This window comes from Aristophania sp. ESL1142, from assembly GCF_058107345.1.
This window is the reverse complement of record NZ_JBYLUH010000001.1, coordinates 1,575,287-1,599,989: the sequence shown is the minus strand read 5'-3', so window position 1 is coordinate 1,599,989 and position 24,703 is coordinate 1,575,287. Positions and strand designations below refer to the sequence as shown.

Annotated in this window: 25 protein-coding genes; 4 read left to right on the top strand and 21 right to left on the bottom strand. The window is 48.2% G+C overall.

Going from position 1 to position 24,703, the window contains the following annotated elements; translation table 11 throughout:
• Window positions 1-43: 43 nt before the first annotated feature.
• Window positions 44-217 (top strand): hypothetical protein, encoded by a 174-nt coding sequence (locus AC3B6P_RS07510; protein ID WP_489805474.1) that lies wholly within the window; start codon window positions 44-46, stop codon window positions 215-217.
• On the opposite strand, the gene AC3B6P_RS07505 is transcribed toward AC3B6P_RS07510, so the two are convergent.
• From AC3B6P_RS07505 to AC3B6P_RS07450, 12 genes are all read right to left on the bottom strand, one after another.
• Window positions 195-689, bottom strand: a complete 495-nt coding sequence (locus tag AC3B6P_RS07505; protein WP_489805473.1) for a phage virion morphogenesis protein — start codon at window positions 687-689, stop codon at window positions 195-197. The genes AC3B6P_RS07510 and AC3B6P_RS07505 overlap by 23 nt on opposite strands.
• A gap of 123 nt (window positions 690-812) precedes the next feature.
• A complete protein-coding gene (locus tag AC3B6P_RS07500) occupies window positions 813-2,009 on the bottom strand; it encodes a phage head morphogenesis protein (protein ID WP_489805472.1) in 1,197 nt (398 codons plus the stop codon).
• Window positions 2,002-3,681 (bottom strand): DUF935 domain-containing protein, encoded by a 1,680-nt coding sequence (locus tag AC3B6P_RS07495; RefSeq protein ID WP_489805471.1) that lies wholly within the window; start codon window positions 3,679-3,681, stop codon window positions 2,002-2,004. Before AC3B6P_RS07495 ends, AC3B6P_RS07500 begins: the two co-directional genes overlap by 8 nt.
• 2 nt (window positions 3,682-3,683) lie before the next feature.
• The gene (locus AC3B6P_RS07490; RefSeq protein WP_489805470.1) at window positions 3,684-3,926 is read right to left on the bottom strand and encodes a hypothetical protein; all 243 of its coding nucleotides are present in this window, start codon (window positions 3,924-3,926) and stop codon (window positions 3,684-3,686) included.
• Window positions 3,913-4,128 (bottom strand): hypothetical protein, encoded by a 216-nt coding sequence (locus tag AC3B6P_RS07485; protein ID WP_489805469.1) that lies wholly within the window; start codon window positions 4,126-4,128, stop codon window positions 3,913-3,915. Before AC3B6P_RS07485 ends, AC3B6P_RS07490 begins: the two co-directional genes overlap by 14 nt.
• Window positions 4,125-5,681, bottom strand: a complete 1,557-nt coding sequence (locus tag AC3B6P_RS07480) for a terminase large subunit domain-containing protein (protein ID WP_489805468.1) — start codon at window positions 5,679-5,681, stop codon at window positions 4,125-4,127. Before AC3B6P_RS07480 ends, AC3B6P_RS07485 begins: the two co-directional genes overlap by 4 nt.
• The gene (locus AC3B6P_RS07475) at window positions 5,678-6,250 is read right to left on the bottom strand and encodes a phage protein Gp27 family protein (protein WP_489805467.1); all 573 of its coding nucleotides are present in this window, start codon (window positions 6,248-6,250) and stop codon (window positions 5,678-5,680) included. Before AC3B6P_RS07475 ends, AC3B6P_RS07480 begins: the two co-directional genes overlap by 4 nt.
• Before the next feature lies 1 nt (window position 6,251).
• The gene (locus tag AC3B6P_RS07470) at window positions 6,252-6,560 is read right to left on the bottom strand and encodes a hypothetical protein (protein WP_489805466.1); all 309 of its coding nucleotides are present in this window, start codon (window positions 6,558-6,560) and stop codon (window positions 6,252-6,254) included.
• A gap of 90 nt (window positions 6,561-6,650) precedes the next feature.
• Entirely contained in the window at window positions 6,651-6,848 is a 198-nt protein-coding gene (locus tag AC3B6P_RS07465) for a hypothetical protein (RefSeq protein ID WP_489805465.1), read from the bottom strand.
• Window positions 6,849-6,850: 2 nt separating this feature from the next.
• Window positions 6,851-7,222, bottom strand: a complete 372-nt coding sequence (locus tag AC3B6P_RS07460) for a hypothetical protein (protein WP_489805464.1) — start codon at window positions 7,220-7,222, stop codon at window positions 6,851-6,853.
• A 68-nt stretch (window positions 7,223-7,290) separates the two neighbouring features.
• Window positions 7,291-8,004 (bottom strand): glycosyl hydrolase 108 family protein, encoded by a 714-nt coding sequence (locus tag AC3B6P_RS07455; RefSeq protein WP_489805463.1) that lies wholly within the window; start codon window positions 8,002-8,004, stop codon window positions 7,291-7,293.
• A gap of 112 nt (window positions 8,005-8,116) precedes the next feature.
• Window positions 8,117-8,506: a hypothetical protein gene (locus AC3B6P_RS07450; RefSeq protein WP_489805462.1), complete on the bottom strand. Its 390-nt coding sequence runs from the start codon at window positions 8,504-8,506 to the stop codon at window positions 8,117-8,119.
• Between the two features lie 164 nt (window positions 8,507-8,670).
• On the opposite strand from AC3B6P_RS07450, the gene AC3B6P_RS07445 reads away from it, so the two are divergent.
• On the top strand, window positions 8,671-9,249 hold the full coding sequence (locus tag AC3B6P_RS07445; RefSeq protein WP_489805461.1) for a hypothetical protein: 579 nt from the start codon (window positions 8,671-8,673) through the stop codon (window positions 9,247-9,249).
• Between the two features lie 75 nt (window positions 9,250-9,324).
• On the opposite strand, the gene AC3B6P_RS07440 is transcribed toward AC3B6P_RS07445, so the two are convergent.
• The 9 genes from AC3B6P_RS07440 to AC3B6P_RS07400 form a co-directional block, all read right to left on the bottom strand.
• Window positions 9,325-10,143 carry a hypothetical protein gene (locus AC3B6P_RS07440; protein ID WP_489805460.1) on the bottom strand — a complete coding sequence of 273 codons (819 nt, stop codon included), beginning with the start codon at window positions 10,141-10,143 and terminating at the stop codon, window positions 9,325-9,327.
• 469 nt (window positions 10,144-10,612) lie between these two features.
• Window positions 10,613-11,050: a gp16 family protein gene (locus tag AC3B6P_RS07435; protein ID WP_489805459.1), complete on the bottom strand. Its 438-nt coding sequence runs from the start codon at window positions 11,048-11,050 to the stop codon at window positions 10,613-10,615.
• Window positions 11,050-11,361, bottom strand: coding sequence for a hypothetical protein (locus AC3B6P_RS07430; RefSeq protein WP_489805458.1), 312 nt, complete (start codon window positions 11,359-11,361; stop codon window positions 11,050-11,052). The genes AC3B6P_RS07435 and AC3B6P_RS07430 overlap by 1 nt, the downstream gene beginning before the upstream one ends.
• Complete coding sequence (locus AC3B6P_RS07425) at window positions 11,354-11,719, bottom strand: DUF3850 domain-containing protein (protein ID WP_489805457.1); 366 nt, start codon at window positions 11,717-11,719, stop codon at window positions 11,354-11,356. Before AC3B6P_RS07425 ends, AC3B6P_RS07430 begins: the two co-directional genes overlap by 8 nt.
• 2 nt (window positions 11,720-11,721) lie before the next feature.
• Window positions 11,722-12,456 carry a DUF3164 family protein gene (locus AC3B6P_RS07420; protein WP_489805456.1) on the bottom strand — a complete coding sequence of 245 codons (735 nt, stop codon included), beginning with the start codon at window positions 12,454-12,456 and terminating at the stop codon, window positions 11,722-11,724.
• Entirely contained in the window at window positions 12,446-12,844 is a 399-nt protein-coding gene (locus AC3B6P_RS07415; protein ID WP_489805455.1) for a hypothetical protein, read from the bottom strand. Before AC3B6P_RS07415 ends, AC3B6P_RS07420 begins: the two co-directional genes overlap by 11 nt.
• Before the next feature lie 2 nt (window positions 12,845-12,846).
• Window positions 12,847-13,815: an AAA family ATPase gene (locus tag AC3B6P_RS07410; protein ID WP_489805454.1), complete on the bottom strand. Its 969-nt coding sequence runs from the start codon at window positions 13,813-13,815 to the stop codon at window positions 12,847-12,849.
• 10 nt (window positions 13,816-13,825) lie between these two features.
• Entirely contained in the window at window positions 13,826-15,751 is a 1,926-nt protein-coding gene (locus tag AC3B6P_RS07405) for a transposase domain-containing protein (protein WP_489805453.1), read from the bottom strand.
• Window positions 15,745-16,059: a helix-turn-helix domain-containing protein gene (locus AC3B6P_RS07400; RefSeq protein WP_489805452.1), complete on the bottom strand. Its 315-nt coding sequence runs from the start codon at window positions 16,057-16,059 to the stop codon at window positions 15,745-15,747. Before AC3B6P_RS07400 ends, AC3B6P_RS07405 begins: the two co-directional genes overlap by 7 nt.
• A 204-nt stretch (window positions 16,060-16,263) precedes the next feature.
• Between AC3B6P_RS07400 and AC3B6P_RS07395 the strand changes: the two genes are divergently transcribed.
• Window positions 16,264-17,025: a LexA family transcriptional regulator gene (locus AC3B6P_RS07395; RefSeq protein WP_489805451.1), complete on the top strand. Its 762-nt coding sequence runs from the start codon at window positions 16,264-16,266 to the stop codon at window positions 17,023-17,025.
• Window positions 17,026-17,425: 400 nt separating this feature from the next.
• The gene (locus tag AC3B6P_RS07390; RefSeq protein ID WP_489805450.1) at window positions 17,426-24,583 is read left to right on the top strand and encodes a hemagglutinin repeat-containing protein; all 7,158 of its coding nucleotides are present in this window, start codon (window positions 17,426-17,428) and stop codon (window positions 24,581-24,583) included.
• The last annotated feature ends 120 nt before the right edge of the window (window positions 24,584-24,703 follow it).

Sequence of the window (24,703 nt, the reverse complement as noted above, 5' to 3'; positions counted from 1 at the left end):
TACCTACCCAGACATATCGGATAAACAAGCCAGAGGTTAAACCATGAAAGACAGACCCCACGACACAGCCATGGCCGAACTCTTTCGTAAAGACCCCGCTTACACTGCCGAGCTTCTGACCGCCATCCTTAAGGACGGTAACCCGGATGAACTCAGGATCGTCCTGCGGCAACTGGCTCAATCAGCGTCTCCTGCTACCCCTTCAGACAAGTCCTGAAAAACACATCCAACGTATCCATAACCGCCGCCTTGTCATCCTCATTAAACCCAAGATAAGGCCGTGCGGGGATTGTGACGGACTGTTTTTGGAAGTACATTCCACCCATCTTGAATTTTAAAGCAGAAGCTTTCTTAGGCTTAATAATCGCTCCAAACTGATGCACGGCTGCATAAACCTGATTAGACCCCCAGATTAATGTATTTCCACTAAGTGTCGTTACCAATCTATTCTGAAGGGCATGGCTTTTGATTAAAATGCCCGTTGTCTTCTCGGTCGCGTATAGTGGGTTAAGGGGAGCAAAGGGATTCCCGGAAGGTGTAACCCCTTGTTCAATGCGGCGGCTGGTCTGGGTGAGCATTTCCTGCCCTATATCAGCCAGAAAGTTTTGTGGCTGTCGCCCCAGATTTTCCAGTCTCTTCAGAGCGCCCGTTATGGAAGTCGCATCACCATTAATCTTGATTAACGCCATAATGTGTCCTATCATAATTTCAAGCAGCGTATGGTGATCAGGTGATATTCTGCCGGCCTGGGCAACCCGGAAACGGGGATCGCGCTATTGTGGGGTTATCGGCAGGCCCCACTCATGCGCTGCTCATTTCTCTTTAGAATTGTTCCTTTTGTAAAGAATTTTCTGCTTCTTAAGCAGGCGTTCGACCTTCTTGCCATCCATGAAGATGACGGAAAGAATATAATTTTTCTGACCGTCTTGTGTTCGTTTAACCGAAACCCTGTAAGCAATGCCTTCTCCAGCAATAAAGGTCAGACGTTCAGGCTGATTTTCTTGCAGGACATAATCAGGTTCCGCAATCAGTGAAGGCAAGGAAGCATAATCCTTTTGAGATAATTCAGGATGATGCATCTGGTTCTTCATCAAGGTTTCACCCGATAAAAGAACCTGCCTTGTTTGGCTGCCAAGTTGCTTCTGTAACAGCTCGGGCATGGTCCCAGCCTCCACTTCACCAGATGGAGGAGACATCTCAATAAATTTCTTGATCTGCTCTTTCTGTACAGCCTGACGCTCTTGAATAGGCAGTTCAGAAACCGGTCTGCCTTCAACATGCGTCAGAGGCTTCATGGCGCCAGCGGTCCGCTCTTTTTCAGCCTTTAACCATTCAGCACCCTGATTGCTCTGGAACCCTGGATCAATCCCGTGAGGAACCATTTCAATCTTTCCGGTAGCCGGGTTACGCCACTCTTTTTCAGCCAGGGGAGGAGCCTCGGAAATCTGTAGTTCCTCACGTTGCAAACGTCCCTCGGAGACAGGCTCCACCGTGCAATGACAGCGCCATCCATTCGGCGGGTAATGCGTTGACCACCACGGGTCATCATTACGTAGCACAATCCCGTCCCATGCCTCATGTTGTGGGCGTGGGTGCTGACAGGCATGATGGACATAACGCCAATAAGGATACAGCTCCCGCGCTGTAGGGGTCGTCATCTGCCGGTAACGACCCGCGGCATAAGCAGAGGTTAAATTGGTGTCATAAATGATCTTTGCCCGCCACCCCGCGCTACCATTATGCGCCCAGCCATGTTTTTTGACGATGCGGTCAAAATCCTTGCGAAAGTCTTGAAGCGTCCGACCCTCACTAAGAGCACGACCAACAGCTGCCTTGAAATCATTCAAAAGCGCCTTCGAGGTTGCTCCCGCCACGGCAAATGCCCTGGCATGAGCCGCTGCTTCCAGCTCGCCCCATTTCTGGGTCGGCACGTTGAGTTTCTGCCGGAAATAGCTAATTGCCTCACTAGGGGCCAGTTTTACATGAGAGAGGACGACATCGTCAGGCATGTTTAAAAGTCTCAAGCATGGCGGCCTCTCCAGCCAGTTCACTCAAGAGCAAACCACGTTCCATAGCCTCCGCAAACTCATCATCAGACAAATTCAGTTTATCCAGGCGACTGCTTAAATCCTCCAGAGAGCTCGCCTGTCCAATTTCATGCCTGATTTCCGCCGTCATACGCTCCAGACCAGACGTCGCCTCATGGGCTATATTGTCGGTCAGGGCTGCAATAATAGACGGGGTATTAACCGGTGGCTCTATCTGAACAGGGACGGCGTGCAGTGTCTGCTGCACAGGCTTGTTTCTGTCGGTTGGTGTGGGAATATGGGAGGCAATCAGTTTAGCAGGCTCCTCCCGAGCAGGCAGAGCAGAGGCCGGCACGGGGTTTTGAGGCTGCACCTGCACGCCAACCGTTTCATCCCTCTCAAGGGGAGCTTCAAGATTAAGGCGCGTCCATAGCTCGCTGGCCTTCACCTTAAACCCTTGCGGACCCAATTTTTGCACGGCATCAATCAGAACCTCCACTGGGGCTTCATCGGGCCGCCCGATGGCAATCGTGGGATATTTCCCGTCAGATGGCGGGCCAAAACTGTAATCAATCATTGGCTTGATGATCTGGCTATTAATTGTGAAGGCCAGGAGTGAGGCATCTGAACGCTCAATATCCTCCTGCACCAGGCGGTGCACCGCGGCAGCGGCATGCGTTCCTTGCCGGGCATCCGTCGTGCCAGTCTGGCCTAGAACGGCCTTGGAGGTCTGTTCATCCAGCCACTTAATACGGCGCTCATGGGTGTCATTAGACCCTGCGCCACTTTTAGGCTCAACAAAGTCAAGCTCCATGGATTTGGGAATGAGACAGCCAAGCGACCCCGCCACGTCAGAAACAGCACGCCATAACGTGTTACGGTCCTCCTGCGTGCTCGCCTGGTCAAATTTCCCAACCCGGATGGGAATGCCAAAAGACTGCACAAACACGCCCCAATCACGGTTTGAAAAGAGTTTGAACAGCGTATTAAACACGATTGAACGGGTCAGCCCCGCCCGGATGGTCAGGCCAGACCAGGAAGGGTGCTTATGAACCAACGCCTTGGCAGGGTCGAGTGCTTTCATGCCGTCTTCAGCCACGGCCCCAGCAATTTCAGGTGTGGCAGAGGCCGCATCATCACGGAGCCAGATCGTTTCTCCATCCTGATAGGAAATCTCAAACCAGCGCTGGGGGCGGTAAATCAGACGTTCCGGGTAATAATTCCCAGCCTCGCAATGCCAGACCATTTCATGGACTGAAAACCCTTTGGCAATGGCGTCCAATATATCAAACGCCGCCCGCTGAAAGAGGCCGCTATCAAGCCAGTTCTGCACAAACTCTGCGTGTTTCTTCTGGGCCGGCGAGCTGCCTGCCGCTTCGACTGTGACAGGGAGCTGCGCTACAGAGCGTTTACGCGTGCCAATAACCCCCAGATAATGAAGGTCACGTTCCTCAATCAATTCACAAAGCGTCTGCCAATCGCTGGAATTCCCATGTGCTGCCGCATGAAGAAGCGCCCCCACATCAGCAGGATTGAGACCGAGCGTCGCAATCGGGTCCGAGAGTGCAGGACGAGAGCCAAGAACAGAGGCTCCCATTGTCTCACGCTGTGCAGAAGCTGGCAGGGCATTCCCGAATTGATCAAGGAGTTTCATCGTTATTTCCCCTGACAGATCACTTTGAGGGCTGCCCGCTGCTTTCCGTAATCCTTGATGAAGCGATACGTCTGGGTTTGCGGCACAGCGGCCTCTTTCCCAGCCTGCAACTCCGCCAGCAAGGCTTTTTGATCATCCTTGCTGTAATCCACATAGGCCGGGCAAATCCCCACGATTTCAGGGCTGGCACAGCCTGTCAGAACCAGTCCCAGAAGCAGAACAGTCGCTATTTTAGAAAGAGCCATTTTTCAGAGCCTCCTCCAGTGCGTCATCTGTAGTGCAGCTATTGGTGGCGGCCTGCGCCGCTTGTTGTACAAGTGCGGTTGTTTGCTGCGCTGTATCGGTATTTTTTTCCGCAGCGCCTGTTTTGCTGGCACGCCAGGACAGCCAGACCAACCCCACTAATGAGACCAAAGCAAGAACCACGAGTGACAAAACTTCTTTCACAACATCACCTTTCCAATAACGCCAAATTCATTGACACTCCCCAGCCGGTCACGTTCTTCTTCCTCTTGGGCGGTGAGCACGCCATGGGTTGCGTTACCCCGATCAGCCCAGGGGAGAGGCACAGGAACATAGCCATATTCCACCACCTCTGACCGGCTGGCCGCATAAGCCAAGGCCAACGCAATCGCTGCATCACCATGGCGCTTGCCCGTAGCACCAGTCGTTCGTTTTTCAGGGATACGCGCTACACCACGCACTAATGTGAGGGCGCGCAGATCATCCGTGATTTCCCTGTCTTGCGGGAGGGTCACCAACCCGTCTTCAAACCCGGCTTTCAGCGCAGGCATATGGTCGCGATACCAGCTTTCAGACAGCATGACGGCCTCAATGTGGGTGCCATATTTCTGCATGGTCACTTCCGCCAGATACTGGCCATTCCCACGTCCATCCAGCGCCCCGGCACGAAGCCGTGGCAGATGGTCAAGAACGTGATGCAGGATCTGCTTCTGCTGCTCAAAAGGGACGTTCCGCAGCTCAATCACCAAAGCGGTGCGGCGGGTCATGTCGCTTTCCAGAGCCAGCACCCATATGACGGTTAAATCTCCCGAACGGCCAAAATCCACCCCGAACATATGAGGGGTCTTATGATCCAGTCGCTCCAATATGCCGGTCAGTTCAGACTGAATAAAATCGTCTGTTTCTTGCGTTCTCAACGCTTCTGACAGCAGGACAAACCCGTCAGCACATCCCCAACGGATGACAGGCACATTGGCGTCAGAGCGTGCCTCAATCAGGGCAAGGGGCAGATAAGCCCCACTTCCTGAAGAGGGAATACAGAAAAGCTCTTCATCAGAGGCAGCACCATAATTGGCAATTAATTCTGCTCGCCACCTCGACTGATCTTCAGCACTCCATTTTTGGCCCGTCTGTTCACAAATCTTGCGGTAAAGCCCGTCTTCAAGAGCATCATCGAGGGTAAGCCTAAGCAGATGATAGGGTTTGCGGCCTGAACGCACATCATTAACTAAAGTGTTAAAGGGGTTCTGGTCGCCATTATGAGTGCTGATAATCAGAACCTTGCCACCCCACATCAACAAGGCCATCGCTGCCTTTAGTAGTTCATCGAGATTGTCGTGGAAGGCAGCCTCATCAATAATAGCCAGTCCCTGCATCCCGCGCAGTGCTCGTGGTCTGGAAGGCAATGCCAGTACCTTATGACCACTCCCAAAATCCACCCGAAAGACCTTGACGTTTGCTTCTTCCTTATCTGGGTCTTTCCAGAAGCTTTCATGCACCTGCATTGAGACATGCTGCATGAGCTTGGCATGGTCCGCACAGTAATCAATAAACTCCCGCGCCATTTCGAGGTTATAGCCCAGATAGAAAACATCCATCCCGCAAGCTTCCTTGGAGGCAGCAGCCGTCAAATCCGCTATGAAAGAAGCCGCCCAGCTAATCCCTGTGCGACGGGACTTTTCAATAACCGTGACCTGGTGGTTTCTGACTGATTCCATCAACTCTGTCTGATAGGGCAGGAAAACAGCGCAGCTCATGATTTGACCCCAAAAGCTCCCGCCATGATCTGCTCAACTGTTTCGGGAGAAAGTCCCTGTTTTTTCGCAGCCGTAACTACGGCGTTTTTCGCATCATGTTCCGCTTTTAACCGGGCTTTCTCTTCCAGATCAGCCCGGACATCCACATCCAGTCGGTTCGCCCGTGCCAGGGAATGAACGGCGTCTGCTAATGCCGCCAAACCTTTCGGGTTTCCTTTCAGGGCAGAAAGACCATCTTTATTGACCGTTCCATCCTCTGCATTAAGGAAGAGGTCCAACATAGCGCTATGGAATAATTCAATCAGAAGCGCCTGTTGTCGCCCCGGTGTCTGATTGCCTAATTGTGTGACGAGGGACTCAGCTATTTCCCGCGATCTCCGCAGCTCTACGCCTAGTCTATCCCGTTGTTTGATATGCCTGCCCAAGGCAGAGCGACTCACCTCAACGCCGTCACCTACGTGAGACAAAGCCTCAAGAATTTCATCAATCGTGTGACCGGCATCTCGAAGCTGGCCGATTTTTTCGCGGACAGGCAAAGGCAGACGGGAGACAGAAGACGGGCGCGACATCTCAAAGCGGCCTTCTGCCAGCAACACCGGGGACCGCACGCTCACAATGCCATGTTTTCAGCCCCTCAGCGGTGAGTTGCGCCACCAGCAAATGCCTGGCCTGTTCAAGCCGATATTGCGTCAGACGCAGGCATCCCAGCCGTTCCAGATAGTCCAGATCATGCCTGAGTTCCGTAATATCAATCGGGAAGCCGATCTCACGGAAGCAGAGCAGCAGCACATCTTCATTCAGGCTACGGGCAGGAACATCCGCCAGAAAAGACAAGATCCGCCAGCGACGCTCTTCAATCAGTTTTTGAACAAGTGACATTTTATAATTTACCAATGCGGATGATGATCGTTACTCAAAACACCGATGATGAAGGCAATGGAAACGATCACTAAAATACAAAGAAAGAGGTCAACGTTTTGCATCAAGGTGGCTCCTTATGACGGTCATGACCAACTCACGGAGGTGCTTCATTTCTTCAGTCTGGCTCTGTATTTGCCCGTCGAGACGGCGCGCCCAGAGTGCAAACGCCACCAGAAGGAGGCACAGCGTCAAAAGAAGCGCGCCCCCAACGCTGATAAAAACACTCCAGGGCACCATCTCACTCACAATCAGGCTGCCGGTGTGGTTGTGTCAGAAGGCGTGCCTGATGTGGTTGTTTCAGGCGGCACAAAGACAGATGCCAGATCATGGATCGCCGCCTTGACGTGCGTCTCCACAACATCAGCATTGGGCACATCAATCCCGGCCACTTTCAGCAGCTTGCAGGCTTCATCAATCGCTTCCTGCACCAACGGGTGGTCACTCTCATATTTACGGTAAACCGCCAGTAAGTGGTCTGCTCCGCCGTCAATTTTGGTCAGGGCAGAACGGACGGCGGTCTTGGCTGCGTCGTAATATTTGGAGAGGGTTCCCTCAATCACAGGTGTCAGGGCTGTATTAAAAGCGGGAAGCAATTTTTCCAGCCATTCAAGTAGTTTCATAGTTCCTCACAATGCGCTGCGTCTGCGCTCAAATTACCCAGCCCGCCGCGCCCGACAGGTGGAAACTGTCAGGCAATTTTTGAAGGTGCCTTTTCTGATGAAAGTCTGGCTTCACGGCAAAGTTCCAGAGCTTTTGAAACACGTTGCCGGAGCCGGGAGAGCCATCCCTTGCCAAAAATGCTGAAATTACGTTTCTGGCGATAATCCACCTCCTGCATGGAGGCGAGCGCACAGCACCAGAGAGAGGACCGCCATTTCAGGCAATTCAGCTTCGCCCGCATATCGGTGCTGATACTGCCTGTCTCATCGAGCATCATCTCACGCTGAAGCAACACAATCATGTCGTGATTGAGATAGGGGATCAGCTGAACCGCCGTTGCGTTTCCTATGGCCTGCAAGGTCGCAGGCCCCATCACACCATCATCACGTGTCCCCGCAATATGCTGTAGCAGCCGAACCGAAATCTTCAGGCCTGTATTAAAGCCATGATCAAAAACCAGAAGGTCCAGCCCTAACGGTAGCGCGTCACAATGAAGCGGGGTCCAGAACTGCTCTAAAGCAATCCGTCTGAAGTCATCTTCCGTCAGCATCCGCATCTTGCGCGGCGTCAGGTCAGCCGCATCATGTGCGATTAAAGAGGCAGATATCCCATATTTAGTGCCGACAAGCTGGCCGGAACCAACACGTCCTCCCGTCCAGTTGCCGGGATCCGAACGGAGGCACTGATAGCCTCCTTCAGAATGGAGGGTAAAATTCAGGGAAGGTTCAAGGTTTTGTCTCATAGAGCCAGAGTAAAAAACAGGCTCTTTTGAGGTCAGGGGGGAAACCTCCCCCCACTAAAAAATGGCGTTAAATCAGGGTTAAAACGGTGTTTGAAACTTCTTTATACCCTGTTTAAAACAAACTCAATTGGCGTTCATCTGACACAGGCTGCACGCGCCTCACTTCATCCTTGATATTATAAAGAGTGCGTTGCAGATAACGGCGGGTTATTCCCACCCGGGCAATGATCTCGTTATTGGAAAGCCCCAGAAAGGCCAGCCGCCTAATGCGCCACGCCTTGAGCATCGGCACTTCCCAACGTTCCCCGCCAAACTGTTCTTTGAGACATTGCGCCATAGGCACACCCCAGCTCTGTGCCAGACTGGACTGCTCAACCCGCAAACGGGGTATCCAGATTTTCTGCCCCGCCATGGACTCAATAAAATTAAACGTCAGCTCCTCACCAACAGCGTCCGCCATCCATCCAATCTCGACAGGCACAGGAATAATAAACTCACCCACAACAACCCCAATTTTTCCATGATTTCTCAAGTAATTTTAGCAAAAGAGGGGGAAACGTACAAATGAATTAAGTGACTTCAATCCGTTCATATTAAAGAAGTTATACACAAATAATTAACCACATTATGAGTATGTGACCAAAGTTTTAGAAAGGGTTAATTAAAATGAAGTTTTTAAAGATCGCTTTATTAACAGGCATCGCCATGTCACTCTCTGCTTCAGCTCAAGCAAAACCATTCACCAATGCAGACGCCGTTGATGAAGCAGAAAATTATGAAATGTTCTGTAACAATGCCCATGATCCTTCTGTTTGTGAAGAAGATCAAAAGCGCTTTACCGAGGAATATCAGAACGCCTATGCCGGCGATTATAATGCCCAGAAGGACACGGCCTATAACCTTTGGAAGGGACCAGAGCCAGAAGATAATAAATATATTTCCGCTAACCAGGTGGAAGCCTGTGCATGGGAAAATGTCGCCATTGATTCTCACTCAAAATATATTCGCCCAACAGATCGTGATTATCTAAAATATATTTGCACCTCTCCTGCACATCCAGACTCTGTGGAACCTCCGCACCTATCAGCCTCAACACCCTCAGTGCATAAGCGAATTAATGAAATCAAACACAGAATACACGCTAACAGCGTTCACCTTGTGAATGTCAAAATGATTGATTTTGATGTCAAACGCGACCGAGATCAGGAACATGCCGGCATTGGCTGGGATGATGATACTCAATAAATAAATCAGAAATAGTTCTCACTTCTAAGATAATAGAAGTGAGAACTCAGATTAACCTTCTACTCTCATTTCTGTTTAGTCATACATTTCTTCTAGAGTAATCCTCATATCCTTGGGAGAAAACCTCGTATCTAATAATAAATTATTTTGTTTCCGTCTTTCATCCCAAGGTTGATAAGTCGCTATTTTTTGCATTTTAGGAAGAGCTATTTGAGGATCAATAATAAATTCCTGTTCTTCTTCTGAGGTTGCAGATGAGTTCACAGGATTTGAGATAATGTCTTCAAAAGAGGACGTTATCTCCAATAAAACACCACCTTCATTTCCGTCTGCATTTAGCCCCTCTGCGAACATGATGGCTCGTTCCTTATAGGGGGTCCAGCCTATACCGAGAAAACCTTCATTTAATCTTGTAATATTCTCGCCCCTATAAAGAGTCATGTTATTCCATGGTCCCCAGAATGAAGGGAGGAATTTTTTAAGAACTGTGATAAGTTTTTTGTCATTACGAAGCGTATTTCTTATGAAACCACCAAATCGTACCCAATGATCTGCAAAAACCATTTTAATATTAATGGTTAGAGGGCAAGAGAGGGAAAGAGCTCTATCGGAAAATTCTGACCACCATTTTATAGTATTAGATATATTGTTAAAATCTTTGTTATTGATCATACTATATGGCGAACTGTAATTATCAAAAATCTCTTTGAGGGTATTAGAATCATTTTCTTCGATAGATTTAATTGCTTTATCTGTTATCTCGCTAACGCTAGGCATTCTCTGTGGTTCTTCCACAGCTATTAAATTTTCCTCAGGGATAGAAATAGATATTGTCGCAGGTTGTTTAATCCGACCTTTTATAGGTATGAAACTATTTTCGTTATCGTCGAACACGCTATTGTCCTTTCACCAAATAAAGAAAGGGGCGTCCCGCAAGACGCCCCTAAACCGCTTCTTGACCCTTTATCTTTCAAGATGGGACAATAACTCCCCTTTCATTTTACCAATTTGCGGGTAGAAGGAGTATAAACAAAGGTTGTAAAATCACTTGTTCTAACGCGAAACATTTTACCATAATACACTGGATGGTACCACTCTGCTCTAGTGTATGGTGATAAATACGCATACTCCTCAGTATCGCGATCCGGGAAATAGATGAATGGCCCCTCAAATTTTAGCTCTATAATTTCAATTATCTGTCCCGCCACCACGTTACCTGTTTTCAAAGCAGAAGAAAGGGATATAGTCGATTTTATCTCTCACAGCTCTTTTCTATAATCGAGAATAAGCATCCCCATAATCCAAATCACCCCCACCACAGCCGTAGCGACTGCCATCAATAAATCACCAGAATGTTCCGGCGTCATTTTGCACCTCCCATTAATTCAATTCCCCCATAACGGTTCTGCATTGCCTTCAGCGCTTCAATGACTTTTTGTGCCTGCGGTCCTGTCAGGAAATTTGGGTCTGAAACGCCAGCTAAACGTTTAACAAACGCCCTTAAACCGCTTCTTGACCCCTTGCACTCAAGGTGAGCTGACAGGCTTTTCCAGATGGCAAATACTTTTCGCACGTCCGGGTGAACGGAGAGAGCTGGACGGTATTGTTGCTCTGATTTCCAGCCTAGCCGCTTAAACTCTGCCAGAACGTCCTGCATCTGGCTTTCTGTCATGTCTTTTGCGGACTCTTTACCTGTTACCCGGTGGAGAAGAGCTCGGTAGCTCTCCTCCTCCAATGCTAGTGCTTTTTGAGCAATATGCAGTTGCGCCAATAATTTACGGCGGTTATCAGCATTGCTCATTATTTTCTTCTCACTTTACGCTGAGATGGCGGCCTCACTTTTTTTGAAGAACCAACTTTGCTGACGATATTATCTTGTTCCAGGAGCTCAATTGTCTTGTCGATAACAGCCTTTATCATTGTGTCTTTTTCTTTCACTGTCAGCATTATATCGAGTGTTACTACAGCATAAGAAGCTGCACCGAGAATATAGCCCTTACCTATCCAATCAACATGATCAGCTATAGCTTTATCTTTATAAAACTTCTTTAGCGCACATTTAAGTATAGAGACTATTTTTTGAGACTCTTTATCAATAAATTCCTCAACCATTATTCTGTTCCTTCATGGCTCTTAATCGCGCAATTTCAGCATCTTTCGCGGAGATTATTCTTTCGTAATTGAGCATTGTTCCTTGTCGCTGGAAATACTCGGTCGTTGTCATCATTGGCCCTTCTAATGAAAGAACGACATAGCCATCCTTTAACCCGTCAGGAAAATGGTCTACATGGGTAATTCTCCAATAAAGTTCCTCTTCAACGATCTGTTCCCCAAACAGAATAATATCACCGACCTGATAATCACCGTCATTGAACCTGATCTCGCAGGTTTTCTCTCCACTGCGTAAAGCCTCGTATTGGAGATTGTCTATTTTAAGATTATGAATTGTCATATTTTCCAAGTTCGTCATGATTACCCCTCCAGCGATGAATAATTGAGGTCAATCTGGTGCCACGCGTGGTGTATCGTTTTGCGGCGATAAAACCGCATGTATCTACGTGTCCCGCCTGATCTGAGGGCTTCGCGCAGAGCGGCCTGGGCAGCTGGCCATTTAGGGTGGGTGATGTCCAGATTAACCAGGCCGGCTATCCGCGTCGTCGAGATTTTGCCGGTCAGGCGGTTGCGCACAAAAGCTCGGTCAACAATTTGTTGCAGATCCGCTGATGTGCCATTCATGAGGTCATCCATAACCTCACGTACAAGCTCCTCTGCCGCAGTAATAGCGCTGCCGACATATTTCTGGTCACAGTTGGTGACCTGCACTTTCATCAGCCCATCCAGAGTTTCAAATTCACCACCGCCGCGTGTGCCTGAAATGCGGGCGCCGAATTCCTCAAGGATCAGCTCCTGAATAAGGTCAAACTCTTCAAAGTCTCTTTTTTTGGCCTCCTGCATATGAGTCTGTAGCAACGTTGCAGCAGCAACCCGCTCATGCACCCAGTCATGGATCAGCACGTCACGAGGCTTAAAGCTTTCCACTGGTTTAAGGCGACCAAAATGGGAGATTTCCCGTCCTTTTGTGAAAGCACGTTCCATAAAATGCTTTTTCTTCATGTCATTCATGATTGTCTGTCCAAAAATTTCATATTGCCCGGGGACGGGGTGCCCTTTGGGCACCACCAGATCATTGCTTTCGTCAGTGCGCACCGCCGACACTCTCCCGCTGCCGCGCCCGATAGGCAGCCCGCCAGAAGCGTAATTTCCGGTGAGGCCAGAAGGTCTCCCTCGCATCCTGCTCAAACAGCTCTGAGAGCACAGGCGGCCGCGCCTCCCGCTTCAACTCTTCACAAAGGGCAGAAATGCTCAGCTTGCGGGGCAGAGTTTCGAGGTAGAAGACCAGAATGCTCCAAAGCCTCGAATGATGCGGCAATCCCCGCACATCCTGTTGAGAAATCAAGGCGTCTCTCAAAATCCCAACCGTGCCAAAGACAGGGCTGATCCCGCCCAGGCATTCAATAATCTCCGACCGCGTAAGAGCCACATCTTCAGAAAGAGCCAACACATGAGACAAACGTTCCGTTAATGCGTGTGTCATGATTAAGCTCCCTTACAATCACGGCTGCGTAAAATTGTTGGTTTGCGCTGGTTCCATCCGGCTTCAACATCTGCGATTTCCAACTCATCGCGCCCTGTGGTGCCTGCAATGTAAAAGGCAAATTTCAGGGTTTTATTGAGTTCTCTCAAGCCTCCCTCACGTGAGCCAATCCAGCGCAAAAGCTTTTCAATTTCGGGATTGGAAATGCCCCAGGCGGAAACCAGCTGATCAATGTCTTTAGCGGTGGGTTGAGAACGCGACTTCCACATACCCACGCGACTGAATATCTGGGCATTAGCGGCCTGCTGGCCCATGCCTTCAATACGGCCTCGCAAAGGTTCATTGCCGATCCATGCCAAACCTATACCGGCCAGATCATTCAAAGCTCGGAGCTGGTCCAGTGCTTCAGTTGTGAGATGCTGAGCTTCGTCAATAATCAGCAAGCCACCCGTATCTCTGAGGCGTTTGACCAATTCACGCATAAGTCGTGAGCCTGTTTTCACGGGACAGTCCACAACTTCAGCAATTTCCTGGAGGAGCGCGCGGGGAGACCGCAGTGAGCTGTCAGCGGTAATCAACCAAGCATTGCTATTGGTATTACAATAATATTCCGCCGTCCATGTTTTACTGGTGCCAGGAGCGCCTGTCACGACCCCGATATCGCTTGCAAGCTGGGCATATTCAAACACCTGAAGCCAGCTGGCAGAGGAAGGCAGCATAAGAAAGTTAGGCGCTGTTTTCATCTGTTTGCTCACCTGTCGGCGCGCTGTACAGGTATCAAACCAACGCTGTAATTGTTCAGAGACTTTCTCGTTATTCCCGCAATATTGGCCGTTCAGAAACTGACTGATCGTCGATTTCGGGCAGCCTGATTCACGGCTGATCTGCGTCAGTGTCAGGGCTTTCTCTTCCTGAATTTTCTTGATTTTAGCGATCAGATCGCTATAGGCATTATTGGTTTCGTTGTTCATTTTTCTTTCCTTATGCACTGTGACGCATGAAGTTCAGGATACTGGCCGTAACGTGATCTTCATCGTCTTCTTGGGTGAGAATTGTGGTTTTTGGCCCTGTTGTCACAACAGGCTGAGGCCGGAATGGCGAAACCACCTTTTGTTCAACCAGTTTTTCACCATCGTCTTCTGGCATCGGCAGCAATTTCGCCAGGTCTGAAACGGATAATGTGCGTTCAGCATCAAGCTGCATTTTTGCAGCCTTGAGGAGCTGCTTTTCAGCACGTTTTTTCTCGGCAGCCGCTGCGGTATTATCGAAGCCTGTTTTCTCAATAACCGGGGCGTCTCCCAGAAATTCACCTGAATTGCTGTAAACATGCATGGGTTCATGAAGAGCCTGTGGGTCAAAGCGAACCACAATCGGCTCACCCATATGGTCCCTGAGAAACTCTGCCCAGTAGCGGTTGCCCAGAAAGCGGAATGACCCGTCACGTTTGGAGGCCATAACATTCTCAGCGGCACGCAACCAGAGATGGCGTTGCTCAACCGTTGGTTTTCTCACAGCAACCTGGCTCAAACTCTCCTCAAACACCTGTCGAAAGGATTTCACACCCCGGCACACTCCTGTGCGGCGGCCTATTCGGTTATTATGCTCCTCAATTCCAGCCGAGATAACAGCAAGGAATTTCTCAAGGGGAATCGCTTTTTCACCGTAATTACTCGGCTTGTTAACGGTGTTATTCCCTGTATAAGCCCCAGCAAATTCCGGGTGTTTGGCAAGATCGCCTGCCAGATCACGAAATGCGCGTTCAATTGGCTTTGATTGACCACTATAGGGCGTAACAAAAACGGTCTCTATGCCCAGAATGGTCATGACGCCCGCAGCATCGCCCTCACGCACCTTGAAACGAAAGCGTGTTTTAGTGCCGCCTGTCATGCGTTTGGAGGCAAAGGCGCGTCCATTATCCAGGTATGCTTTGGATGGGATGCCATATTTCTCAATCAGATCTCCTAAAGCGAGCTGGATGACATCGGTATTTTCGGAGCGATCTACGCGCCAGGACAGGATCATGTTTGAGTATAGGTCCTGCCATGCCACCATCAGAGGCCGTCCGATCGTGCCATCTGGCCATTCAACACGTACGTCCCATTTATGGCCGTCAGCATTGACGGCTTGCAGAGCATGAAGGTGCGTGCGGTCGCGTTCCTGAACAGGAACAAGGTTTTTAACCGCGTCCCGTCCTTCGCGGGCTAGGGTCACGATTTCCACGGGTAAATCAGCAAGCCAGCGTGAGAAGGTCTTCTCTGAAGGAATCGTCCAGCCATTCTGGGCCGATGCCTGACAGAGCCGGCGATAACAGGCCGAGAGAGTTGGTTTTTCAGGGCGAAGCCAATCAGCCTTGATGAACTCCCATGCCTCTTCAGAACAACGGAAGCGTGCAGATTTAGGGCCTGTTTTGCTCGGGACCAGATAAGCCAGCCAATGTTCACGAGGGACGTTTCTGACAAGCCGTCTCCAGCGCATAACAGAAGGACGGGTGAGTCTGTTGTCTTCTTTTAGTGCTTCAATGGCTTCATCAATCGTCCAGCCAGCATCTGTGAGCTGTTTTACAGACTCCAAAATTTGCAAAGCTCGCATGGCTGCCTGTTTCTGGCTCTGTGCCGCTGCCTGATAAGCTGCCCAAGCTTGCGCATGATTGGCAGGGTCAATATTTTCGGATTGGCTGCAATCAAGAAAACGCCGCACCCATTCTAGCTGGGCAGGTTTAGGAAGAAGTTTGTAGGAATATTCAACTCCACCGCCTATACCCTGACGTGGACGCCAATATTTCCCTTCCCATTCAGGACGGGACCAATGACCCTCTGATGCTCTAATGTGAAGCATTCTCATGCCAGGAATATAAGGCAAACCTAGGTTTGCAATTTCCTGAAGAGTGGCAAACTCATAATTTAGCATGATGATAACTCTGTTTTTTTACAGAAGTTTGAGGGAATATTTTTTATAGGATTTTTTCGAATAGAACGTTTTACAGGGGTTCCATCTTGATTAAATCTCTGTGCTCCCCAAACTTCGTAGGGGCTTTTTTCTAATAATTTGGCTATACGAATTTCTGTTTTAATCGAATGTTGAGGGTCACCTAGCGTCGCACTTATCGCATTTCTGCTTAACCCGATGTTCTTTGAAATATGAACTAACGGTCCATAATTTTTTCGTAACTCTGCTTTGATATCTTCAACATCCATACCGGATCGTTTATGATTCATGATAACTCTCTTTTTTTAAGGCCAGGTCATCCTGACCTTATTTTTTCGTCCAAGAGCCGGAACATCATCCCGGTTTGTTCTCTCGGATATTACATCATAGTTTGAATTTGAAAATTGAAATATTCAATTTCAAACATAAATATTTTGTAATGTTTGAAATTTAGGTCATTTTTTGGCTATTTTTCTAGGGTAGTGAGATAAAATATGGTTTCAAGTCAAAATGATGTTAAATTTCAAACTAATGAAAGTGAGTTTGAAATTAGAAGTCGAGCTGAACGTCTTAGGGAGTCTATTCGCAAAGCTGGTGGCAATAAGCTAATTTCCGACCAGACTGGGATTCCGTTAGGAACTCTGAATGGCTATATATCGGGACGTAGCAGTATGAAAATTGAAACTGCCATCGTCTTGGCTAAGGCATGCAATGTTTCTCTTGATTGGCTTGCTGAAGGCAACGAAGAAACAGAAGCGTTATCTTCCCCACCATCGCCATCCCTTACTGTAGACAGGCGTCGGAATAACGACGACACGATTGCTATCCCGTTTTTCCAGACTGAGGCCTCAGCCGGCACAGGAATTGTCGCACAAAATTGGGAAGAGGCCGAAGAAATCCATGTTTCAAAAGGGTTTCTGCGCTCTATCTTTGGTTACGTCCCCAAGAACGTCCTGTTAATGCGCGCTCATGGGGACAGTATGCAACCCACAATACAGTCACAAGACGTTCTGATTGTTAATTACACGCCCAGTAATGATCTAAGACCTGGCATTTATGTTATGGCTGTAAACGATACGATAGTAGTGAAACGTCTGGATTTTAAAGATCCCAAGACATACGAAATTATCAGTGATAACAAGGAATATAACAGCTTTGATGTATTTATGAACGATGTCTGCTGGGGAGATGCCATGCCTAACGTAGCCGTAAGAATTATTGGTAAGGTGGCAGGCCACATCCATTTGGATAAATAGCAACTGAACGCATCATCTTTTAAAACGCGTTTCAAACACGCTCAAACAGTTTTTCAAATTCCTATGAGGGTTTAATCAATCTGTCTATAAAACAGAAAGAAAGACCCTGATGAATATAAAAAATTTGTCTAACATTCAAAACGAAAAAACTCATTTCCCTCTATTGCAATTTCTGCACTCCGCAGGATTTCAAAGAAATTATCTCGAAAAATCCCGGCTAATCCCATATGATCCCGGTTAGATAATTGTATTATCAATATGTCCCCTTACACAGTCATCAGGAGAAATTGGTTTTAAAGGAGAGCAGTTTTCTAATGGGCAAGGTATTGTAGTTTCTGATGGGGATATAGTCCTTGAAGGGACGAATATTGGAGAAGGGATATCAAAGCTTGATAACAGGATGGGGATTATTCAGGCCGGAAAATCCTTAAAACTTACAACATTCCTCTTAGATAACAGCAAAGGCCAGCTTCTGGGGATTAATGGTGATGCTACCATTAATGATAATTTTACGCAGGCGTTTCATTCAGAAATTCTCAATCAGGATGGTTCCATAAAATCAGGGCGGAATATAAGGGTTGAGACTGGGAAATGGCAGGATGATGCACAGTCTGCTGTTAGTGCGGGGCAGGGGCTGGCTGTTCTGGTTGCTGGTGACTTCGATAATCATGGTACCTTGATTGGTGGAACAGGATTAAATCTTCAAACAGTATCTCTGGAAAATGAAACCGGGTCTCTCATTGCTACAGAACAAGGTGATCTATCCATCGTAACCACAGGGCAAGATGACCTTGTCAATAAGGGAACAATTGAAGCTCTTGAGCAAGAAAACAATCCCAATAAATCGTTCCTCAGTGTAACAAGTGGGGGTAACTTGAGGAATACAGGTACACTCCTTTCCCAAGGCAGTGCTACTCTGTCAGTCGTGCAGGATATTGATAATTCTGGGCAGATTGCTGCTTTGGGGGGGAATATAGACGTCACAGCCCAGAATATGACCAATAAAGGCAGTCTGTCTGGTCAGGATGATGCAAGGCTGGTACTTGCCCATGATCTGGATAATCAGGGTCAGATTATCAGTGAGGGGGCGATAACTCTGACAGGGAGCGAGATTAATAATCGTAATGGTCAGATTAAGGGTAAAGGTAATCTGACCCTCAAAGGTAATAGTCTGGAGAACGAAGCAGGAACAATCCTTTCAGACCAGCATGATCTTGCTGTCACGCTTAATGGTGATTTGCTTAATAAAAATGGTATTTTACAAGGGGAGCGTAATGTCATTTTAAGTGGCAATTCTTTCCAGAATAATGGTGGTAAGGTCCTGTCCCGAAATGGTGAATTAAGTATATCTTCTGCGGTTATTAATAATAACGAGGGAGTTCTCCAGTCTGGAAGTAATACGAAACTGCTTGGAAACACTCTTGATAACCATAATGGATTGATCAATGCGGTGGCAGGAAATGTCCTGATTGAGGCTGAAGATCAGAATAGTCAGTCTTTAATGCAGGTTCTCAACACAGCCGGGACAATCCAGGCACAGAATGATCTGAAGATTTTGGCAGATAATCTTGATAATAGTAATGGTAAGCTCTTGCAGCTGGGAGGAGAAGGTGGCCTTACCCTGACAAATGGCAATGGCGGAGCAATCTCCATCGAAAATTCAGGTGGTACGATGCAGGCTGGAGGTGATTTAACATTGTCACTTCATAATCTTGACGCCATTGCAGCCGCTCTTATAGCTGGCCGTGATTTGACACTGAATGTTGAGGAAGGGATTGCGGGTGATATTCTTTTCCAATCAGGACGTGATACAATACTTCACTCTGACGGAGCCTATAACGTCGCTGCTGGTGCTGGGGTTCTGGCCGGTGGAAAAGCAACGATTGAAGCCACTTCTGTTGAAAATAACGGTGCCCTTATGGCCGAAGGGGGCATGCTTTCTGTGCATTCAGGAGGTGATATTACCAATAATGGTCTCATAACAGGCCAGTCTGTATCTTTGACTTTGCCAGGTAATTTAAATAATCTGGAAGCAGTGATTGAAGCCCAGAATGGATCGCTGAATATTACAGGGCTTAATGGATCAGCAGCGGGCGGTGTTATTAATAAAGGCGCTGAAATTTCTGCTAATGGCGCACAAAGCGATCTGACAATCAATGCTACCTTCCTGCAGAATATTCATGATGGAACGGTAAAGCAAGATGATGAGAGACATTTTCAAGTCATACAAACCGTCCCACCAGGACATATGGGAGAACACCTAAATGCTCCGATTGGACTTCTGGATGAAGAGGGTCATCAGGTCACAGGTTATATTACTGCCAGTGAAAGACATAATAATCACTATCATAATAGAGCTTCAATACAAACTGGTATATTAGAACAGAAATGGCACCTTAACGGAACATCTTCACTGATTAGCTCAGGTCATGATCTTAATGTCACCGTAAAAAATGATATAGTCAATGATGCAAGTCATTTATCAGCAGGTAATAATATAAATTTAACTGGAGGCAATGTTGATAATATTGGTTATGAGGATAACAGGTATTATACATTGCAGTGCCTTGATCATAGAGGGTGTAATTGGCACACGGAAAATACGAGCTTGAGGCCAAGTTATGCTGACGGTTCTTTTATTACTATTGATTATGGCCATGGCAGCCATAGTTACACTCCCCCGCTACATCAATGGGGGCCAACCATATATTCAGCCTCAGATGCAAGTGGCACCATTATAGCTGGTGGCAATATTACCGGTAACTTTACGGGGGCTGTTGGTAATTCAGTTATCAAACCTAAGACAAAACCAGGCGCCGAGACTTCATATACTGGGAAAGATCATACTTCTTTAAGTGCGGTTGCCGCGAGTGACCAGATAGCGGCAGAGGCGAGTGCATCTGATATTCAGATACCTGAACTTGGCTATCAAGGGGGTGGTCTTCCTTCCATTCATGCATCTGAAGCAGCCCAGAAAGAGTCTCTGAAACTCCCTGGCTTCAATCAGACATCGCTTGTTCAACTTGGTGGTTCGTCGGCAGGGGTACAGCAAGGAAAGCTTCCTGATAAAATCGTTCAGGGTTCAGGAGGAGGAACAGGTTCTGTAACAGGAGATGGAGCAAATGGTTCCTCCTCTTCTACTGGTGAAGCAGCTATTGTACCACACAAACCAGCCAATTCAGCTGGAGGCGGCCTCTCATCTCCAGTCACAGTCAGCCTGCCGAGTGCAGAGATAAGTGATATCGTAAATTCGATTCCTGGTGGTAAAGCAATCTATCTTCCATCTCCTGATCCGAGTGCGCATTATGTGATTGAGACGAACCCGAAATACAGTTCCTTACAGGGTCTGTATGGCTCGAAATATTTGCTAGATAAGCTGAGTGATAACAAGGCGGATTACCAGTTTTTAGGTGATAATGGGTTTGATACGCATTATGTGCAACAGCAGATAGTCAGCGCCACGGGGCAGACATTTCTCGGCGGAAGCTATCAGAATGCGAATGATCAGATGCAGGGTCTTCTGAACAATGCGTCAGATGAGGCCGGGAAATTAGGGCTGACGTTTGGCAAGGAGCTGACAGCAGAACAACAGGCTGGTCTGACGGAAAATATAGTCTGGTATGTCCCTGTTGAGGTTGATGGCAAGACAGTACTGGCACCGAAGGTTTATTATGCATCCGGCCAGGCGGTCCTAACGGATGGAGCGACGATTTCCGGGAAGAACGTCAGCCTGCAAGGTGGGTCTGTTTACAATGGCGGCGCGATTAAAGCCGACAAGGCACTGAATATTGTCAGCACGACAGGCGATATCGATAATGCAGGAGGGACGTTATCTGGTGGTGATGTGACATTGGACGCGCTGAAAGGATCAGTCGTCAATGAAGACCAGTTAAGCACATACCAGATTCATGGAGGGACACAGCAGGATATCAGTGCGACAGGCCAAATCGTAGCGAAGAATGATGCGATTATTTCAGCTGGGAAGAACATAGAGTTCTCAGGGGCTGATCTTACTTCTGGAGGAAAGGCGAGCCTTGTTGCTGGAGAGGGCATCTCGCTTGATGCGGTGGGAACGAATGCGTCGATGTATGAACATATGCATCATTACACCGAGAAACAGAATGGAACGCATAATATAGGCTCTTCAATCACGGCAGGAGGGGATGTCACGGCAGCAGCCCTCGGAGGAGATCTGAGCCTTGCAGGCTCTGGTATTATGTCAGAGGGGAGTGCGACCCTGGCCGCGAAGGGATATGTGAAGCTCAGTAGTGTGCTGGATCATACATACCAATATACGAAAAAGAAAAAGACAGGTTTCCTGAGCAAGAAGGTAATCACGAACGAGACGAGTACAAGCACGGAGATAGGCAGTCTTGTTGGAGCAAAGAAAGATGTGGTTGTGTCAGCGGGACATGACCTGTCTGTAGCTGGAACGATCAGTGGGGGAAATAACGTCAGCCTGAGTGCAGGCGACAAGATAGAGACTACGGGTTTAAATAACACCTATCATCATTATTACCGCAAGAAGAAATCCGGGCTAGCGACGAGCTTTAGCGGTGGGAAGATATCAGTTGGATTTGGGAAACAGAAACAGACTGATATTTATGATAATAATACAGTCACGACGACAGAGATTGGAGCAGAGAAAGGCGACCTGAGCATCACCTCAGGAGCAGCGTCCCATTTTGCAGGGACGGATCTTTCAGCAGGCCATGACCTGACTATAAGCGGCTCCTCAGTGAGTTTTGACGCACTGGCAAATAAAAGCCGCGAGATCCATAAAACGTCCTCGTCCTTTATAGGCGTAAGCGTTGGGTTGAGCGGTAACTCAATGCTGGGTCAGGCGATGAACGCAGCCCTGGCAGCAGAAGAAATGTCAGGCAAGGGAAGCGGGACCGGGAAGATCCTAAATTCCATGCAGGGCGCCTATATGGCAGGGAAAGGATTTTACACCGCGATCAACGCGAAGGCACCTCAATCCACCACCTCACAACCAGCAACGGGCACGACAGGAAACGCCGGCGCGGCAGGAGCGTCCAGCACATCAGGAGCAGCTGGTGCAGCAGGAGCCAAGGGTAGCGACAGCAAAGACGCAGACCAGCCTCCCGAGGGGATAGGGATTGAAGCGTCAATAGGCTTCCAGAAACAGAAAACCTATTCTGAACGTAATGAAAGCGATGTTGTAGGTTCCAGCGCGGTTGCCGGGAATAACCTGACAGTTGTTGCACGAGGGGATAATAAAGCAGACAGCCAGAACGGTCAGTTACTTGCGACAGCAGCCCAGCTTGCCGGTAAGGATGTAACACTGACAGGGAAAGACGTGACCCTGCAGGCTGGTTGGGATACGACCAGCCAGATCCAGAAAAGTAAAAGCATGGGGGCCTCCCTCGGGGTTGATATCGGGATCAGCGGAGATGGCGTTGATTTTGGTGTAACCGGTTCAGCGCAGATGAATAAGTTCAAAGGGAACGGCAAAAGCGCGACAGCTGTTGATACGACAGTTAATGCGACGAACAAGCTGACGATTACATCACCTGGCGAGACGAAACTCAATGGTGCGGAAGTCAGCGGCGAGCAGGTTGTTGTCAATAGCGGGAAACTTGAAATTACCAGCCCGCAAGATAGCTCGAGCTATAAAAGTAAAACGACATCAGCAGGTGTGAACTTCAAGGTCGGCGCGGTACCGGGAGCGAGCACGAGCGTTGGCGGCAGCTTCCAGCAGCAGAAGATCAAGGATAATTATCAGACGACCGGGAAGAAACTGAGCGGGATCTATGCGGGTGAGGATGGTGTTGATATCAGCGTTGCAGGAGATACCCACCTTGTAGCAGGTGTGATTGATAGCACGGCAGATGCAGGCAAGAACCATTTTAATACAGGGAAACTGATAGCAGAGAGCGAAGATAATCTCTCGAAATGGAAAGCGAAGTCGAAAGGCGGCAGCATCAGTATCGGTACCGGAATGATGAGCAACGTGAAAGGAGCTCTTGGGTCACTAGGGTCTAACCTGATGGGCAATTCCGGGCTGCTGACGGGTGGGGAACGGAAACACGACGAAACAAGCACGAGCTATTCAGCGATCAGCGGGAATATCCACGTCAACGCGATTAACGGAACCGAAGGGAGCTACCTGACCGACACGAGTAAAGCGAACGGCCACCTGGAAAACAAATTCGACGCGCAGAAACTGAGCAACCAACTCCAAAACAGCCAGGTCGGCATGCAACTCGTCGGCGAAGTCCTCGGTCAGGTCTCTGATGTGCTGGAGGCAAATAAAGTTGCTGGGTTTGATCCCCATTCCGTTATAGGTAATATGGGCCGTGACGCACTAGAAGGCGGTGGTGCCGCGATTGTAGCCGCAGCAACAGGCGGAAATGCCGGTGCAGCCGCAGCGAGTGTCGTAGCCGGAAATATTGCAGGCTCCATAGTAGCAGATCCGATCGGGAAGTTTATTGGGCAGCACTTTGGGGATAATGCGTTTACTGAAACCGCCGGCAACGTGCTGCAAAATGCCATTACGACAGGAGCAGGAGCGGCGATAGGAGCTGCAGTTGGCGGTAGTGAAGGAGCCTTTAATGGTGCGAATGTTGCTTCGATTATTGAGCAATATAATGACACAGCCCGAGGCGTCATGATTGAAGCGATCAAAGAAGGGCATGCAGAAGCAGCCCAGGATTTGAGGAATAAGGAACTGCTTTCGCATTTAACACAGTCTTATGGAGCGGCATTTAAAGATGATGGGACGGGTTATTATAATGCAGATAAGACGGTGAATAAAAATAATGTACCACCACCGGAGTACCACATTCCATCAGAAGATGAGTTAAGAAATGATTATGGAATAGATGGGTATAAAGGGTTGAGTGCTTTATTGGATCGTCCGAAAGATGCCAATGGAAATCAGACGGATATGGTAGGCGCCTTATATGTACCTAATGACCCTACAAACCCCAATACCCCTCCTTTATTTACTATACAAGGGACGAAAGGTTCTCATGATGGACGTATTGATATAGCGCAAGCATCAGGATTTAATCCTTCTGATTACCAGGCTGCGGCGGCATTTGGGGATCGTTTACATCAGCTATTTATAAGCAAGGATTGGAAGGGATCACAACCGATGGTAGGCGGGGAGTCTCTAGGGGGAGGATTAGCTATAGCTGTAGGCTCTCATGCGGGTATGCCTGTATTAGGTTATAATACAGCATCGGTCCATCCGAATAATATGCCGCATAATGATTTGGCATTCCAGCAGATTCAGGGTCATGTAAAGGGTGAAGGGTTATGGGAAACAGAGCATATTTTGAATAAGGTTACTGGAGCAGCTTCTGGTTTGACAAATATTGGTGGTGGACTTCCGACCATACCAGGCCCCCCTGTTAATGACTCTGAACATGGTGTAACAGTTGTAAGTTCACCTGGGGTTACAGGGATTCCGTCAAGTTATCCTGATGGGATAAAATATCATATGAATAATACAGGAGCAGAACCATCAGCAGATCAGGCCTATTATGGGCAAAAGGATAAAGTGATTAATATGCTTCACCCAAAACGATAATGTATTTAAAAAGGAGATAATTATGTTTAATAATAAATTTTATCAAATCAATACAAAAAATATGGTTATGGTAAAATTTATTATTAATGTAATTTCTCTCTATGTATATTCATGTAGTGC